General features: G+C 47.4%; 13 protein-coding genes. 7 read left to right on the top strand and 6 right to left on the bottom strand.

Features of this window, described 5'->3' with window-relative positions; translation table 11 throughout:
* The first annotated feature begins 146 nt into the window (after positions 1–146).
* Positions 147–1,412: an MFS transporter gene (locus GO755_RS34080; RefSeq protein ID WP_157589916.1), complete on the top strand. Its 1,266-nt coding sequence runs from the start codon at positions 147–149 to the stop codon at positions 1,410–1,412.
* A 72-nt stretch (positions 1,413–1,484) separates the two neighbouring features.
* On the opposite strand, the gene GO755_RS34075 is transcribed toward GO755_RS34080, so the two are convergent.
* Positions 1,485–3,074, bottom strand: coding sequence for an N-acyl-D-amino-acid deacylase family protein (locus GO755_RS34075; RefSeq protein ID WP_157589915.1), 1,590 nt, complete (start codon positions 3,072–3,074; stop codon positions 1,485–1,487).
* A gap of 142 nt (positions 3,075–3,216) precedes the next feature.
* Positions 3,217–3,708 carry a DinB family protein gene (locus tag GO755_RS34070; protein WP_157589914.1) on the bottom strand — a complete coding sequence of 164 codons (492 nt, stop codon included), beginning with the start codon at positions 3,706–3,708 and terminating at the stop codon, positions 3,217–3,219.
* Positions 3,709–3,918: 210 nt separating this feature from the next.
* Between GO755_RS34070 and GO755_RS34065 the strand changes: the two genes are divergently transcribed.
* The 3 genes from GO755_RS34065 (at position 3,919) to GO755_RS34055 (ending at position 8,141) form a co-directional block, all read left to right on the top strand.
* Entirely contained in the window at positions 3,919–5,883 is a 1,965-nt protein-coding gene (locus GO755_RS34065) for a M1 family metallopeptidase (RefSeq protein ID WP_157589913.1), read from the top strand.
* 24 nt (positions 5,884–5,907) lie between these two features.
* Positions 5,908–6,399 carry an NADH-quinone oxidoreductase subunit C gene (locus tag GO755_RS34060; protein WP_157589912.1) on the top strand — a complete coding sequence of 164 codons (492 nt, stop codon included), beginning with the start codon at positions 5,908–5,910 and terminating at the stop codon, positions 6,397–6,399.
* Positions 6,400–6,476: 77 nt separating this feature from the next.
* On the top strand, positions 6,477–8,141 hold the full coding sequence (locus GO755_RS34055; RefSeq protein ID WP_157589911.1) for a hypothetical protein: 1,665 nt from the start codon (positions 6,477–6,479) through the stop codon (positions 8,139–8,141).
* Between the two features lie 16 nt (positions 8,142–8,157).
* On the opposite strand, the gene GO755_RS34050 is transcribed toward GO755_RS34055, so the two are convergent.
* Positions 8,158–9,522, bottom strand: a complete 1,365-nt coding sequence (locus tag GO755_RS34050; protein WP_157589910.1) for a M28 family peptidase — start codon at positions 9,520–9,522, stop codon at positions 8,158–8,160.
* Between the two features lie 271 nt (positions 9,523–9,793).
* Between GO755_RS34050 and glgP the strand changes: the two genes are divergently transcribed.
* Positions 9,794–11,485 carry an alpha-glucan family phosphorylase gene (glgP, locus tag GO755_RS34045; RefSeq protein ID WP_157589909.1) on the top strand — a complete coding sequence of 564 codons (1,692 nt, stop codon included), beginning with the start codon at positions 9,794–9,796 and terminating at the stop codon, positions 11,483–11,485.
* Between the two features lie 214 nt (positions 11,486–11,699).
* On the opposite strand, the gene GO755_RS34040 is transcribed toward glgP, so the two are convergent.
* Positions 11,700–11,936 (bottom strand): GlsB/YeaQ/YmgE family stress response membrane protein, encoded by a 237-nt coding sequence (locus tag GO755_RS34040; RefSeq protein WP_157589908.1) that lies wholly within the window; start codon positions 11,934–11,936, stop codon positions 11,700–11,702.
* A 197-nt stretch (positions 11,937–12,133) separates the two neighbouring features.
* On the opposite strand from GO755_RS34040, the gene GO755_RS34035 reads away from it, so the two are divergent.
* Together GO755_RS34035 and GO755_RS34030 are read left to right on the top strand one after the other, a co-directional pair.
* Complete coding sequence (locus GO755_RS34035; protein ID WP_157589907.1) at positions 12,134–15,241, top strand: PVC-type heme-binding CxxCH protein; 3,108 nt, start codon at positions 12,134–12,136, stop codon at positions 15,239–15,241.
* A gap of 121 nt (positions 15,242–15,362) precedes the next feature.
* Positions 15,363–16,313: a hydroxypyruvate isomerase family protein gene (locus GO755_RS34030; RefSeq protein WP_157589906.1), complete on the top strand. Its 951-nt coding sequence runs from the start codon at positions 15,363–15,365 to the stop codon at positions 16,311–16,313.
* An 89-nt stretch (positions 16,314–16,402) separates the two neighbouring features.
* Here GO755_RS34030 and GO755_RS34025 read toward each other — a convergent pair whose 3' ends face one another.
* Both GO755_RS34025 and GO755_RS34020 read right to left on the bottom strand, forming a co-directional pair.
* Positions 16,403–16,711 carry an isoamylase early set domain-containing protein gene (locus GO755_RS34025; RefSeq protein WP_111344898.1) on the bottom strand — a complete coding sequence of 103 codons (309 nt, stop codon included), beginning with the start codon at positions 16,709–16,711 and terminating at the stop codon, positions 16,403–16,405.
* Positions 16,712–16,870: 159 nt separating this feature from the next.
* A complete protein-coding gene (locus GO755_RS34020; RefSeq protein WP_227687190.1) occupies positions 16,871–17,836 on the bottom strand; it encodes an AAA family ATPase in 966 nt (321 codons plus the stop codon).
* Position 17,837: the final 1 nt, after the last annotated feature.

The raw sequence follows: 17,837 nt of genomic DNA, 5'->3' as shown, positions 1-17,837 counted from the left end.
AGATGATTTAACTAGAAAAGGCCCACTTTGTCAGGGAATAGGCCTATTGGACAGGCAAAAATGCAAAATGCCACAATAGAACTGGAAAAAATAATAAAAGGAAACCCGTATGTTTATTGTCCTAAACCTATAACCACCGTATTAACATGGCTCACTGGCGCATAAAACTCTCACTTCTTCTCAACTATTTCGTATTCGCCATCCTGCTCAACAGTGTTGGAACGGTGATTTTGCAGGTTCAAAACAACTATGGTGTGTCGGCATCATCGGCCAGTGTACTCGAAGCGTTCAAGGATTTAACGATTGCTTTTGTATCGTTCATTGTGGCCTCATACATTATCCGCATTGGCTATAAACGAGCCATGCTGGTGGCCCTCGGTCTGGTTATTCTGGCCTGTTTACTGATGCCTCAGGTGCCCGCTTTCTGGACGACAAAATTGCTATTTGCGGCTACGGGTGCCGGCTTTGCGCTCATAAAAGTATCCATCTTTGCCACGATTGGCTTAATCACAAACGACTCGAACGGGCACGCCAGCTTCATGAATTTTCTGGAGTCGTTTTTCATGGTTGGTGTCTTATCAGGCTATTTCCTGTTCAGCGCTTTCGTGGATGATACGAATCCCCAGTCAACATCCTGGCTGACGGTTTACTATGTGTTGGCGGGTATCGCCTTAGTCGCGTTTCTGCTGCTGCTCAGTACGCCAATTGACGAATCGAGTGTAAAGAATGAAGTGCCGAAAAGTTTAGTCGATGATCTCGCTGATATGTTCCGTTTGGCCATTACACCCGTGGTGTTGGTGTTCATCGGAACAGCTTTCGTATACGTGCTGATGGAGCAGGGCATAATGAGCTGGCTCCCGACCTTCAACAGTAAAATTTTGCAACTCCCCACATCCCTTAGCATTGAAATGGCGAGCATTCTAGCAGCCTCAACGGCGGCAGGTCGATTTCTGGCGGGCGTATTACTGGGTAAAATTTCATGGTATTGGCTCTTAATGATTTGTCTGGTCGCATCGGCTGGCTTAGTATTGCTGGCGCTCCCTCTGGCGTCTGGCGTTGATGGCCGGACGGTAACTGGCTGGGGAGATGCGCCCATAGCAGCGTTCATTTTCCCTTTAATTGGCCTCTTTATCGCGCCAATCTACCCAGCTATTAACTCGGCTATTTTGAGTAGCTTACCGCTTCGTCAGCACGGCCCAATGGCAGGCTTGATTGTGATTTCCTCAGCCTTAGGTGGCACAACGGGATCTATCATCACAGGTCACGTTTTCGAAGCTTACGATGGCCAAACTGCGTTTTATTTCTCATTGATCCCCATTGGGTTGCTGCTGGTATTGATCACGGTTTTTAGCCGTATGCAGAAGAAAACGGGAAGGGAGGTTAAGATGACGGCAGGGATGGCAGGACACTAGAGATGTATGATATAGGATGTGTGATGTATAAATTTCTGAAGTAGAAATACATTATACATCCTATATCATACATCACTTCCCATAGCCCGGCCCCATGAGCAGTTGCCCTGGTCGTTGACCGTTATGTTTACTGTTTTCAACGACGGGGGTTCCGTTGACAATAACCCATGAGATTCCCGTTGTGTAGGCATGAGGCTGTTCGTATGTGGCTTTGTCTGAAACAGTCTTTTCGTCAAATAGCACAATGTCGGCAGCGTAGCCGGGACGGAGTAAGCCGCGGTCTGTCAGGCGGAAACGTTGAGCGGGCAGCGAAGTCATCCGACGAATGGCTTCTTCCAGCGGAATAATATGGCGTTCGCGGACATAGCGACCTAATACACGGGCATTGGTCCCATAAGCGCGTGGGTGCGGCATACCCGACCCAAACTTGGCGACACCAGCATCAGACGCAATCATAGTATTGGGATACCGAAGAATGTTTTCAACATCGGTTTCCGACATAGTATGGTAAACCATCTGGATGCGCTTCAGATTAGCTTTTTCCATTAGATCCATAATCAGGTCGGCTTCTGTATCGGGCGTATTTTTCCGGCCTAGTTTCTGATTGATCGCACTGATGCTCATGCCGTTAAACGTTGTGTCGGGTTTGTAACTGGATACAACGGCGTATTCATAGTTTTTACGCAGGTTTTTCGCCAACCCGTCCAGCATTTCAGTGCGAATTTTGGTGCGGGTAGCTGGGTCACGGAATCGAACGAGCACCGCCGAATCGCCATCGGCTAAGGCCCACGACGGCACAATACTTTCCAGCGATGTGCTGGATGCCGTATAGGGATATTGATCCACTGTCACGTCTAAACCTTCGCGTCGGGCAGCCTCGACCAACTCAACGGTTTCTGTACTTTTTCCCCATAACGGCTTACTGGCTACTTTAAAATGTGAAATCTCGACCGGAATCTGAGCTTCGCGACTAATTAGAATTGCTTCCTGAACGGCCTGTTTTACGTTCTGTCCTTCATTGCGAATGTGCGATGCATACAAACCGCCATAGCGCGAGGCTATTTTAGCCAGGTTGACGACCTCAGGCGTGCGGGCGTAGGTACCCGGTGTATAAATCAGTCCGGTTGACAGGCCCACCGCGCCATCTTTCATTGCCTGTTCAACGAGGGCTTCCATGTCGGTCTGCTCGCGGGCAGTGGGTTCGCGAAACGCCATTTTCATGACTTTCATTCGTACCGAATTATGGCCAATCAACGAGCCGACATTTATCGACGTCTTCATCATTCGGAGTGTATCGAAGTAAGTTCGCAGATTGGCGCTCGATCCTCCACAGTTACCGGTTATCACGGTGGTAACTCCATCATGAATGAAATTGGGCGCACCGGGCTGAGCTTCCAAACTGCCTTCTACGTGGGCGTGTACATCAATAAAGCCGGGGGCGACAATAAGCCCGCTTGCGTCGATAGTTCGTTTAGCATCGGCTGGCGGTATCGCTCCAATCCGAACAATGCGGCCATTCTGAACAGCAACATCGGCATAGATCCAGGGATTGCCCGTGCCGTCGACTACCCGGCCATTTTTGATCACAAGATCATAAGGCTGAGCGTATGTAAACCAAGACGTAAGGAGGCAACAAAACAGCGCGTAGAGACGGAAGTGCATCGTTTTGACAAAGAAGGTAAAACAATCAATCAGCTCTGAATATGGCTGTTTTTCCGGCCAAAATCAAATCCTCTGGGAATCAGATGGAATAGTACAATAAAAAAAAGGGACAGTTACCTAAAACCGTCCCCCACTATCAAGATTACTCACCATCGGCACTTGGACCGTAACTTCCAGGAATCGGTATATCCAATAATCGTAGAAAGACGCCTAACTGTGCCCGGTGATGTACAATCTGGCAAAACGTTGTCCGAATGACTTCATGTTTGGCTAAAACGAAGTGGATTTGCTCGCCATTTCGCAGCGTCCAGGGTTCATTCAGGATCGCTTCATTTTCGGGCACTAATGTCGACTTCCCATTTGCCAAACACGTTTCAGCATAATTCATTAGCTCAGCGGTATTGTTAATCACATCCTCCTGATACGGACTACTGGCAAAATCCAGTCCATCCGTTGTTAGCGCCATGGTTACCCAGGTAGGCAAATTGGCGATATGCGTAGCTAATTGCCGAATCGTCATGCTTCTTTCATGCGGTTTCCAGTCGTATTTGTCATCAGGGATACGCTCCAGCATTTTGCGGGTAGTTTGTGCTTCACGTTCCATTTCGGTCAAAAACAGCGGAATCAGTTCCATAGAATTGTCGTTGGTTTATTGTTGAAACAAAGGTAAATGCCCCCTGTGACAGCCCTATGTCAGCAGTGTTTTGATGATTTCCAGCGCCTAGAAACAGGCTGTTCCCGTCTAAAAATCTGCCTAATGGTGCGGCCCGATTTAGACTATATTCGTTATCACAGTAATACAATTACTTTTGTACAAGTAGCCAACCATTAGTTTTTGCCTTGTATGACATCTCGCCATTGGCTTATTATTGCTGGGTTTTGCATCGCCTTAACTGGCTATGGTCAAAAACCGATCTTCCCAACCCCGTTAAGCCCACGACTGGCTAATTATCAGATCGATGTAAAACTGAATCCCGTTACGAAAAAACTCGATGGTCGGGAAACACTCACCTGGCGAAATCCATCTAATGATATAATCCGGGAGTTGCAGTTCCACCTGTATCTTAATGCCTTCCGCAATGATCAGTCTACGTTTATGCGCGAATCGGGTGGGCAGTTGCGGGGTGACCAGATTGACCGAAATTCCAAGGAAGACCCCTACGGTTCTATTGATGTCGTTTCAATGAAGGTGCGCGATGGGGAAGCCCTGGCCTATCAATTCTTCCAGCCCGATGACACCAATAGCGACGATCACACTGTGATCCGAGTGCCTTTAAACAAACCCGTTGGGCCGGGCGAGACCATTGTCCTCGACATCGCGTTTCGCGCCAAACTGCCTAAGATTTTTGCCCGTACAGGCTTCAGCCGTGACTTTTTTCTGGTTGGTCAGTGGTTTCCAAAAATTGGTGTCTACGAACCAGCCGGAACCCGATACCAACCCGTTGGTCCAGGAAAAACAGGCCATTGGAATTGCCACCAGTTTCATGCCCATTCCGAATTCTACGCCGATTATGGAGTTTATGATGTGAACATCACAACCCCAAAAGACTATTGGGTGAGTGCTGTTGGCTTATTTCAATCTGAGAAATTGCATAGCAACGGCACCAAAACGATTCTCTACCATGCTGAAGATGTGGTCGATTTTGCCTGGACTGCCTCTCCTCATTTCCAGGTTATCAACGATAAGTGGAAACGTCCTTCGGGTGGCGAGGTTGCCATCGAATTAGTGATGCAACCCGAACATGTTCATCAGGCTCAACGTCACCTTGATGCAGCTAAGGCAGCTCTCACCTACTTCGATAAATACCTTGGCAAATACCCTTTTCCGAATCTAACCATTGTCGATCCCCCTTTACACGCCAATGGGTCGTTTGGTATGGAATATCCCACGTTTATCACAGCCGGAACTGCTTCATTTTTGCCCGCCGGAGTCCGTGTTCCAGAAGAGATAACGATTCATGAATTTGGCCATCAGTATTTTATGCAGTTATTGGCCACCAATGAATTTGAAGAAGCCTGGCTCGACGAGGGTTTCAACCAATATTATGAAGGCCGGATTATGGACGCAACTTACGGCGCTCGCTCTGCTCAAGTTGATTTATTTGGGTTCCGATGGGGTGACCTGGAAAGTTCGCGGGATAGTTATGTGCATCAGGACAACCCAGCCCTAGGTTCTTCGTTTGGAAATACCTGGCAACTGCCCGAAGGCCAATACAGTGTTTTGACATACACTAAAACAGCAACCTGGATGCGAACGCTTGAAGGACTGGTCGGTCGGACTCTGATGGACGAGATCATGCAGACGTATTTCGTTCGCTGGAAGTTCAAGCACCCGGATGGGCAGAACTTCATTGACATCGTGAATGAACTAGTACCGAAGCGGCTTGGCACTAAATACGGCCCCAACATGGACTGGTTTTTCAGGCAGGCACTTTATGGTGATAACGTTATTGATTACGAACTCCTTTCGCTAAAAAACAGACGGGTCAATGAGCAGCAACAGAGCGTTATAACGGTACAACGCAACGGCGATGGCGTAATGCCTGTGGATATACTTGTCCATTTCGACAACGGTCACGAGCTCATGCTCTTCTGGGATGGCAAAGGACGCCAACATCAGTTTACGCTCAGCGAGAATGCAAAGGTTGTTTGGGCAAACGTTGATCCAAAACAGAAGATTTACATGGATACCAACCTCAATAACAATAGCTTAACCCTCGAACCGTCGTCGGCTCCGGCGGCTAAATTTGCCACTAAGTTTTTGTTCTGGATTGAAAACTGGATGCAGTGGCTGGCCTGGCTGGCGTAATAGAACTTTTCTCTAATTGATGATATGACCTTTCCTGAAATAACCGATCTCCTGGCAGCTCAATTCGGCTCTGACTTGCAGGCCAATACGCAGAACCTACAACCTTATCTGACTGTTCCAGCAAACCAGCTGGTAGCTATTTGCCAATTCCTGCGTGATGACGAACGGCTCTTTTTCGACTTGCTAGCCTGCGTTACAGGTATCGATAATGGCCCTCAAGCCAATACAATGGAGGTCATTTATAACCTTACTTCCATCCCTTACGAACATAATCTGATGGTGAAGGTGGTACTAGCTCGCAACACCACTAGTAACGAACTGCCGGTAATACCAAGTGTAGCGCACATCTGGCGAACCGCCGACTGGCACGAGCGCGAAACGTTCGATCTGGTTGGTATCCGGTTCGAGAATCATCCCGACCTCCGCCGGATTCTACTACCCACTGATTGGGTCGGCTATCCACTTCGTACCGATTATCAGGAACAGGATCAGTATCACGGCATCAAAACCAAGTAAGCAAGTGGCCTTTTTTACCATGAAGTTGACTGTTTCGGGTTTTCGTTTGTTATTGCTATATCTGTATTCCTGAACCGATGAAAAATCTTTTACCACGCCTTTTGGGCTTACTGCTTACGGTCTACTGTTTACGCCCAACGCTATCTGTTGCCCAAACCGATTCAGTAATTGTAACGGGCCGTATTTACCACCTGTCGGCACGACTATATCGAGAATCGCCGACCGTGCTTGTCAGTCGCAATAATATTCTTCAGGCAAGCCGCGAATTAGTACGGCAAGCCCCACTGAATGTAGATGGTTCCTTTCGGGTATCGCTGCCGTTGATTTTCCCGCAGGAAGAAATGTATTTCAATTATGGTCGTATCTCAACCGCCTTTCTGGCCTCGACCGGTACCCTCACCATTGAAATAGATGCCGATTCACTCTTTACAACTGCTGTTCCGTTTCGGTTTGGGGGAGTCAACGCGCAAGTGAATCAGCAATTTGCGCGTTATAAGGCGTTTGAAGCGTCTTATCCTAATAAACCTGATGGCAAAAAAATCACAAATCAGGTTACCAATGCGAGTGACGACGCAGCTTACCGATTAATTTCCAGCGCGTATCAGGCTCCATTTCTGGCTTTTTCAGCCAAAGAAAAGCCCTTCCCACTGCTTAAGCGCTGGGTTGGCTATGCTGATCGCTACAATGCAGCTGCTTTCCTGTACGACAAAGCCACTTATGAAAACGATGAATTAACTAAACTCCTGAACGATTCACTACGCCCACCTAATGACCAACTTCTGACGGCGGCCCGCGCATCGGCCATGAATCGGTTTGCGAACTACGCTACCCAACGACTTACCACTGAAGCGACCCGAGCTAACGGACTAACAGTACGAGCGTTAGCCCTCTTACTGGAACGCTATGGCAAAAATCTGACTGCAGATGAGCGCATTCGACTCAGCGATTATGCCATGACTAATTCAGCCCGACAAGCTGATTTGAAATTTTTCGACGGGCTAGTCAAGCGTAGTCCTGATACCTTGCAACGCTTGGTAAACTACGAGTTGCTCATTCAGCGTAGCATTCGTCAGTTCGATAGCACAGCGGTCGATTATCTTGCGGCCTACTGGCTTGCCAACTCATTGCCAGGGCTTACACTAAATTTTGCGCGACTTCTTTACGACTACGCCCGACCGCAGGTGAAAAACCCTACGCTGGCGCAATCGCTTGATGAATTATATCGACTCGAAGTAAAAGACAGCACTCGTATTCGGGCGGCTATTCAAACACTGCGAAAGGCTGGTATATCAACCAATAGTCTGGAAATTTCACCTGGTATATTCATGACCCGTAATGATCTCGGCAACGGATCGTCACTCTTAGATCAGGTTATCAATGCCAATCGGGGAAAAGTAATTTATTTGCTCATGACATCTGCCTCCGACGAAGCCGGTCGTCAGGCGGCACTCGATGCACAGCGTCTGCGTAATGCCTATAGCGCCCGTGATTTTGCGCTGATCTATTTACCCATGCCCGATTCCGACAAATCACTTTGGCCAGAAATAGCTACGCGATATAACCTCTCCGGCGACCATTTGCTTTTAACAAATACTCAACTTCTTAACGCCGTTGATCGACTTCGGTCTGATCAGGATATATCGGCAACGATTATCAATCGGACGGGGAAGATTGTAAAACGAAACGCGCCCTTACCGGGCGCGTTTGAAGACGTTAAGAAAGAACTTGATAAAAATCTCTGAGTCAAGGGTTGTCAACTTACAATCCGTACTGATCCAGCAAATAAATCAGGGCTGCCATCGAAGCCGCTCCTAATTCAAGTTCGCGCTGACTCACAACTTCAAAATTGTCGACAGCGGTATGGTGGTAATCGAAGTAGCGCTGTGAATCGGGTCTAAACCCAAATAATACTGTGCCCGATTGAGCCAGTGGGCCAATATCGGCTCCGCCCCCACCCGCGCCAATTTCAAGTAGTCCATAAGGAGCTAGCAATGGCTTCCAGGGCATTACTTTGGCCCGTTGCTCGGGAGTTCCAACAATGCCGAAACCGCGTGGAGTGAATCCTCCGGCATCGGACTCGACAGCGGCCATATGTTTCTCGTTGTTCTTCTTGGCCAGGTCAGCGTATTGAACACCTCCACGCAAACCATTTTCTTCATTCATAAACATGACAGCTCGAAGTGTACGCTTGGGTTTAATACCCAGCGCTTTAAAGAGCCGAAGCACTTCTATTGATTGCATACAACCAGCTCCATCATCCTGAGCCCCTTCGGCCAGATCCCAGGAATCCAAATGCCCGCCTACTACGATGATTTCATCCGGCTTTTCGCTACCCTTGATTTCGCCGATAACATTATATGACTTCGCATCAGGCAGCGTCTCACAGTTTTGCTTGAAATAAAACGTCAGATTGGGATTCTCCTTTAACATTTTACTGAGCAAATCAGCACCATTTGTACTAATGGCAGCCGTTGGAATCAGTGGAACGCCGGTGCCGTAGCGCATACCCCCTACGTGCGGATAATCGTCGTGTCTGGGATTCATTGAGCGAACAATAGCCCCAACAGCACCAAGCTTGGCCGCTTCGGTAGCACCATTAGCGCGTTGGTCTACCGCTCCACCATACGCTTCAAACGTGTTAATTTTTGTCGGGTCCATTGGCCGATTATAAAACACAATCTTCCCCTTAACCTTGTCAGCACCTAGTGCCCGCAATTCAGGAAAGCTGGTTACTTCGATCACCCCGGCTTCAACTCCCTTTGGCGCTGTCGCCACCGATCCACCCAAAGCCGCAATTGGCACTGTAGTTTTTTGTTTGCCATTTTGGATATAAGCCACTTCTTTGGCCCCGCGTACCCAATGAGGCACCATCACATCCTGCAAAAACACTCGGTCGAAGCCCTCTTGCTCCATCAGCTGTTTTGTCCAATCGACAGCTTTCTGTGCTCCTGTCGAACCACTCAGACGTGGTCCAACCTGTTTGGTTAGGTGACGCAGCCATTCATAGGATTTCCCATTTGCAAGAGCTTCATTATAAAACTTTCGGATCGTTACCGAGTCGGCATTTTGAGCCTGCGCGTAGCTAATGCATAGAATGAGAAGAAGTGTAATGGTTTGTTTCATGATGATCGGTTGTATCGGTTAAAAAGGCAAGATAATCGTTTTGCGGAAACTTTAAAGCCCATTTCTGGTACAAAGGTTCATGTTCATCGCTTGCTATGACGGCACAGGTTTTCGTATACGCGTTTACACCTGAAGGTAGGTTAATTTTAAAATTCTATTAAGGTTCACGAACGATGTAACAATACAACCAAACGCCGGGTTGACTTTAGTAACAGAAGGGATTGCTGATTATCCTTCAGTGTTTTCTATCTCTCTTATACAACCTGATAACATGGATAGCATAAACAATGATAACCAGTCGGTTAAACTCCGTCAGGTTGCCTATTTTTCCATGGAATTCGCTTTTGATCAACCGCTCAAAATATATTCGGGTGGACTTGGTTTTTTGGCGGGTTCACACATGCGAAGTGCTCACAGCCTGCAACAGCCAATGGTGGCTATTGGTATTCTATGGAAATACGGCTATTACGATCAGGTCCGCAAGGCCGATCAGACGATGGACGTTCTGTTCATGGAAAAACAGTACAGCTTTCTTCAGCCTACTGATATAAAGTTTCAGATTTGGGTCAATCATGCACCCGTTTGGGTAACTGCGTATTATCTGCCGCCTACGGTATTTGATACAGTGCCAACTTACTTTCTGTCGACAGATTTACCCGAAAATGACTATCTGGCTCAAACGATCTGTCATAAACTCTACGACGCCAATCCTGAGACCCGGATTGCATCAAGTATTTTGTTGGGCATTGGCGGAGCCAAATTACTGGAACAGCTAAAGTTAGCACCCGACGTATACCATATGAACGAGAGCCACCCGCTCCCTTTAGGATTTTATCTGTATGATAAGTTAGGGAGCGTTGATGCCGTTCGTGAGCGACTGGTATTTACTACGCATACACCTGAAGAAGCCGGTAATCCACGAACCGATATCCGGCTGCTGGATCGAATGGGCTTTTTCAATTATTTGCCTTTAGATGAGGTTCGTCTTATCACCGGTATCATCGACGATCAGTTCAACTGGGCGTTGGGCGCTTTTCGGCTGGCCGGGCGTGCAAATGCGGTATCGAAACGTCATCAGCAGGTCTGTCAAGAGATGTGGCAAGATTATGATAACATCTGCCCGATTCTATCTATAACCAACGCCCAAAATCAGGCCTTTTGGGGAGACCCGATGCTAGAAACAGCGGCAAAAAGCGACGATGATGTTCAACTAGCAACGCTGAAGAAAACGAATAAAAAAAAGCTGTTTGACGAAGTAGCCGATCAAACTGGCGACTTGTATGATCCTGACGTGTTTACACTGGTTTGGGCACGTCGGTTTGCCAGTTATAAACGGGCTGACCTCCTGCTTTCGGACCCAGACCGGTTTGAGCGACTAATGACGAATCCACGTTATCCTGTCCAACTTATCTGGGCAGGCAAACCGTACCCCTTCGATCATGCGAGCATTGGTACATTCGACCGGCTGGTACATGCAGCGAAACAGTATGTCAATTGCTCTGTATTGGTTGGCTACGAAATGCATCTCTCAAAACTATTGAAACAGGGAGCCGATTTATGGTTAAATACACCCCGGCTAACGCGCGAAGCATCCGGCACCAGCGGCATGACCGCTGCGATGAATGGCGCCATTAATTGCTCAACCAACGACGGCTGGATACCCGAGTTTGCCAGGAATGGTGTCAACAGTTTCGTCCTACCTGAAGCTGACCTCGCCTGGCCTGCACACGAGCAGGACGCGTTCGATGCTAACAATCTCTTCACGCTTTTAGAAACGGTTATTTTGCCTATGTACTATGATCAACCAGGTCAATGGCTTCGTATGCTAAAAACCAGTATGCAGGATGTTGTTCCTCAATTCGATGCCGATCGAATGGCGACTGAATACTATGAGCAGCTGTATTCACTTCCGCAGGATAGTAGACTATTTACCGAATCGGTGAAAGAGCCATTGTTAAGCTAATTGTGTATCAAGGATGTTGTTTTTCGACCCTTTCGGGGTCGCATGTTTATAGCCAAATCAACAGCTTATAAACATGCGACCCCGAAAGGGTCGAACAGCATCGATGGCAACCGTTGCACCTTGATAATCAATTGATTAATCTTGATAAGATTTCAAAAAAAGCCGTGCCACGGTTTGTGGCACGGCTCCAGCAGCTCTCCCCGAGCCGTCAAAATCAAAGCAATCGCCCTATGAAAATAAGTACGATAGCACCGCCTACAGCAATAAGAAGATTCATAAATAAGCCATCGTTATCGGGGTCATTCCCGAGTCTGCGGGCAATAAATCCACCGACAAAGCCGCCAACAATACCGAGGATAATATTGAACAAAGCCGAATGGTGGCTTTCCATAATACGACTAGCAATGTAACCAGCGACTCCACCGATTAAAATAGAATACAGAAAACCCATGGGTATAAGTGTTTAGGTGAATTGCCATATGGCACTGCAATTGTACATAAAAGGCAACACTATTGACTTATTGTAAGATTAAATAGAGGCAAAAAATAAAAATACAAATGGGTATAAACTGGCCTTCCTGTTATTTTTACTCAATAGATAGTTATGGCACAGTTTAACGAGTTAACCCCGCGCCGTTGCTCAAGCATATGACCCCATTTTCCGTATCTAAACGCTTTACATTTACCCGTCGGGCTATTGCCCTATCGGCAGCCGGTTTGCTAATTGGTGGCGGGTTTATTGGTGCTTACCAGAACCGTAACCTGAATGCGGCTTCGGGCAAATACCTGACCAGTTTGTTTGCTCAAATGAGCGACGACGATAAACATGATCCTAAATACGCCGTTGGGAGCCTGAATGTAGCACCAGGGCTGGAAGCAACTCTCTTTGCGTCGGAGCCAATGCTAACCAATCCAACCGACATTGACGTAGATTCACGGGGTCGGGTGTGGGTATGTGAGGCTTATAATTATCGTCCAGCCATTAACGGCAATCCCACCCACAAAGAAGGCGACCGTATCGTGATTCTGGAAGATCAGAATGGCGATGGGAAAGCCGATATCTCTAAAGTATTTTATCAGGACCCGAGCATCGAATCTCCGCTCGGTATATGGGTGCAAGGCAACAAAGTCATCATTTCTGATAGCCCGAACGTTTGGGTATTGACCGACGAAAATGGAGACGACAAAGCCGATAAAAAAGAACTGCTCTTTACTGGTATCGGGGGTGAGCAGCACGACCACGGCATGCACACATTTGTGTTCGGACCCGACGGCAAATGGTATTTCAACTTTGGTAATGCAGGGGAACAGCTCCTCGATAAGGACGGTAACGCTATTACAGACGTTGTTACCGGAAAAACGATTAATAAACAGAATTTCAAGCAGGGCATGGTATTCCGTTGCGATCCCGATGGTAAAAACGTAGAAATGCTAGCCCAGAATTTCCGCAATAACTATGAGATAGCCGTCGACTCATACGGTACGCTCTGGCAGTCGGATAACGACGACGATGGCAACAAAGGTGTCCGAATTAACTATGTAATGGAAGGCGGCAATTATGGCTACACCGACGAAATGACAGGTGCGGGCTGGCAGGCTAATCGGGAAAATATTGAACCTGAAATTCCACGTCGTCACTGGCACCTGAACGACCCAGGTGTTGTACCCAACCTGCTACAGACGGGTGCGGGTTCGCCAACGGGAATGATTGTGTACGAAGGTAAACTCCTGCCCGAAGTTTTTCGTAATCAGATGATTCACTGCGATGCGGGACCAAACGTAGTGCGATCGTATCCGGTTCAGAAAGATGGCGCAGGCTACAAGGCAGAGATTGTGAATGTGCTTGAAGGCGCGCGTGACCAGTGGTTCCGACCTGCTGATGTATGCGTAGCTCCCGATGGTTCACTGATCATTGCCGACTGGTATGACCCAGGCGTAGGTGGTCACCAGGCAGGTGATCAGAACCGGGGACGAGTTTATCGCGTGGCGCCCCCAAATTCACCTTATGCCATGCCGAAAGTGGATCTCACGACTACTGCCGGAGCCATTGAAGCCCTGCAAAGCCCAAATATGTCAATCCGGTATGCTGGCTGGCAGAAATTGCGCGAACTGGACAAAAAAGCAGAAAAGCCACTGGCCAACTTATACAAATCGTCAGGCAATCCACGGATGCAAGCCCGCGCATTGTGGTTGTTGAGCAAGTTGGAGAAAGGCCCAAAATACATTGAAACAGCACTGAAAAGCACTAATCCCGATCTACGCATTACGGCGCTCCGAGCCGCCCGTGAGCTTAAGATTGATGTAATTCCATACATAAAGCAATTAGTCAATGACCAAGATGCACAGGTACGTCGCGAGTGTATCATTGCGCTTCGACGGAGTACATCAGCAGAAGCTCCGGGTTTATGGGCACAACTGGCTAGCCAGTACGATGGTAAAGACCGCTGGTATCTTGAAGCACTAGGCATTGGTGCCGAAGGTAACTGGGATAGCTATTACACCGCCTGGATGAAGCAAATGAAGAATGATCCGCTTGCAAATATAGGTGGCCGTGACATTGTCTGGCGTGCTCGTACCAAAGAGTCCGTTCCTCTATTGGCTAAGCTCGCAGGCGACCCTTCGGTGGATCTCAGCCAACGGTTACGCTACTTCCGGGCATTCGATTTCAATCCTGGTGCTACCGAAAAATCAAACGCACTACTGGGCATTTTGCAAGCCAATAGCAACTCAACCGATGTGACCAAATTAGCATTACGCCACCTTGATCCTGATTTTGTAAAAAGCTCATCTGTTGCAACGGCTGCTCTCACCAAACTGATGGGCGATGTGTATGGAACGACCGAATACATCGAGCTTGTGACACGCTATGAACCGACTTCTGAAAACGACCGTCTCAAGCAATTGGCAGTAAAGAAAGCGACAGAGGGCATGGGTCGTGATGCTGCCCGACAATTACTGAAACAGGGCGGGAGTCCGTTAGTTTGGTTCGTGATAGACGGCAATGATACAGAAGCCGCGACTAATATGCTAATGGCTTTACGTCGTATCGGGAATAAAGAATCCATTGACATTTTGAAACGAGTGGCTTTAGATGAAAAACGCCCAGCAGTGCTCCGAAAGGAAGCAACACGTTCATTAGGCGGTAGTACGGAAGGGGCCGATCTGGTTGTGGCTCTCTTAAAATCTGGCGACATAAAAGGTGACTACAAAAAAGCCGCCGTACAAGGTGTGAGTGGTGATTGGCGCAAAAATGTTCGCCAGCAGGCGGCTAGTTTCCTGGATGGAGGCAAAAGTGCTGAAGGTAAAAAGCTGCCCGGACTGAACGAATTACTCGCTCTGAATGGCGATGCAACGCGGGGCGTAGTCACCTTCAAAAACAGCTGTTCTACCTGTCACCAGGTCAATAACGAGGGAATGGATTTTGGTCCTAAACTTTCTGAAATTGGCTCCAAACTACCTAAAGAAGGGCAATATCTGGCTATTTTGCACCCCGACGCGGGTATTAGTTTTGGCTTTGAAGGCTGGGATGTCAAGTTTAAGGATGGAAGCTCCATGACGGGTATTGTATCCAGCAAAACCGAGACGGATCTGCAAATGAAGTTTCCCGGTGGAGTCGTGCAGAATTACAAAATGGCTGACGTAGTCTCCATGAAACAGATAGACTCGTCAATGATGCCATCTGGCTTACAGGAGACCATGAGTACGCAGGAATTAGTGGATTTAGTTGAATATTTAGCAAGTTTAAAAAAGAAATAGAACCAGGATTTAGCAGATTTAGGGATTAAAACTGATTTTGTTCTGCACTTCTTCGAAGCGAATCGAAAAACAAAATCCAGAAAATCCTTAAATCTGCTAAATCCCGGTTCAGACAACCCTTATGCAACGACGCAACTTCGTAAAATCAACTTTTGGCGCAGCTGGCTTAGGCCTGACGGGTGCCTCCGTTTCGGGCGAATCGATCGCCGAGAACTGGCATTCGCAGCCTAATTTCCTGGCTAAGAATAATTTTAAACTCAAATATGCCCCGCACTTTGGCATGTTTGAAAACAGCGCAGGAAAAGACCTCATCGACCAGTTAAAGTTTATGGCCGATATGGGTTTTACGGCGATGGAAGACAATGGTATGATGGGCCGCGACCCTGCCTTACAAACCAAACTCGGTGAAGAGATGGCGCGCCTGGGTATAACCATGGGCGTGTTCGTACTCGACAAAGGCGGTAATGGGCAAAATACCCTGGCAGCCGGAAAGCAGGAGTACATCGATATTTTCCTGAACGGCTGCAAAAAAGCCGTTGAAACCGCCAAACGTTGCAACACGAAACTCACAACGGTTGTACCCGGCGATTTCGAGCGAAAACTGCCTATTGGTATTCAAACGGGCAACGTAATTGATGCCCTTCGCCGGGGAGCCGATATTCTGGCAGCGGGTAACCTAACCATGGTGCTGGAACCACTCAGCGATACACCAAACTTGTTTTTGCGCACCTCCGATCAGACGTATGAAATCTGTCGGGCAGTAAATAGTCCATCGTGTAAGATTCTATTCGACATCTACCACATGCAGAAAAACGAAGGGCATATTATTCCGCACATTGATTGGTGCTGGAGCGAAATTGGCTATTTTCAGATTGGTGATAACCCAGGCCGTAACGAGCCGACTACAGGCGAAATCAATTACAAAAACGTGTTCAAACACATTTACCAAAAGCAGAAAGCCGAGAATAAGGAGTTCATTTTTGGTATGGAACACGGCAAATCCCAACAAGGTAAAGAAGGTGAAGTGGCCCTGATCAAAGCCTACGTCGAGTCCGACAGTTTTACGATATAACTAGTAGGTAGACTTAAAAGTAAATGGGTAATTAGGCAAGTCACAATGACACCTAATTACCCATTTATCGTTCGTACCAAATGTCTTTCTTAGAGAACAACAACTGAGTTCTCATCGCTCGAAACGCCACTGGCTACGTATTTATCAGCAGCCCAATCGTTTGTCCAAGTCGTACCATCCAAAATGTAGCGGTATTGATACTCGCCACCCACAGGCAGTTCAACAGTCGTTTTGTACGAACCATCTTTCTGCTTCTTTAAAACTTGGGCACTAGGGTCCCAGCTATTAAATTCACCGGCCAGAGCGACCGTTTTTGCGCCGTTGACGGCCTCAGCCGACAATTCAAACGTTACTTTTGCAAGCGGTTTGCTTTTTAGAAATTGTTTGGCAACTGCCATAGAGGTTTACTGTTTGGTTTCCAATGCAAAATTATAGTACAATATTGGTAATATCATAATTATCAGTAGGTTATAGGTAAAAAATCTTTAAATAATTATAATTTATAATTTTTGCTTTATACTTGACAATCTAAAAAACATCCAATTTTATTGAACGGCTTAAGCTGTTTCGAGTAACCTATCCGTAATTCTACTTATGGTACTCATCCGCTCTGAATATGAGCCACTTACCAAATAGTAAGGCAAATTTCGGCGATCAAGCTCAGCCCGAAAACGAGCCAGCATTTCAGGCCGCTTATGGCCGTGGTCACGTAGATCATCGGCAACCCAGGGAACGTCGATATCCAACAGTATATAGGCATTATAATGCACCTGGCGCTCCAATTCGTAAAGAAATGGCGGTACTTCGCGCAGATAAATATCTGCATAAATCTGGGTCGTAATTACGTCCGTATCGCAGAATAAAATCCGGTTTGCCTGCCGCTCTGCTTGCTGTACAGCTTCGGTTTGCGCCTGACCAATACGAACAAAATCGTCGAGTGTAAATTCATTGGATGTAATCATATCTCGGGCAACTTCGGGTACAAAAATCGTTTTGTAGTCGGTGGCCAACTGCCGGGCCAATGTGGTTTTACCAACACTCTCAGGACCGTACAAACATATTTTTTTGACGAAATAAGGACTCACCACATCAGGAATAAAATCCCAATATCTGGCTGGTTGTTCCCGAATCAGCGTAGCCGAAACAGGCACTTTCTCCCGAGGAGGGTCAAAAGCCACATGCCGTAAACCCGAATGATGCGCTAATGGAATTGCGTAGGCCTCCGATGAAAAAAATACGCTCACGTTTGGGAAGCGTCGTTTAATAAAAGCCGCCCATAATTTAGTCGCTTCCCACAACGGCAATGTTGGATCGTGAAACTCGTTCGTCTCCGCTACAACCTCTATAGTAGAATATGGAGCGAGTAATTCAGTCAGCCATTGAATTCGGAGAGCGGGCGAAATTACATCATCAGGCGAAATGGTCATTGATACAATCAGCCGGTCGCACTGCTTGCGAGCAAACTCAATCAACGCCAGATGCCCGTTATGAACCGGCATAAACTTCCCGAAAACGAGGCCCATT

Origin of the sequence: Spirosoma arboris (assembly GCF_009754945.1) — a bacterium.
In the GTDB taxonomy this organism is placed as follows: Bacteria; Bacteroidota; Bacteroidia; order Cytophagales; family Spirosomataceae; genus Spirosoma; species Spirosoma arboris.
This window is presented reverse-complemented; position numbering and strand designations above follow the sequence as displayed.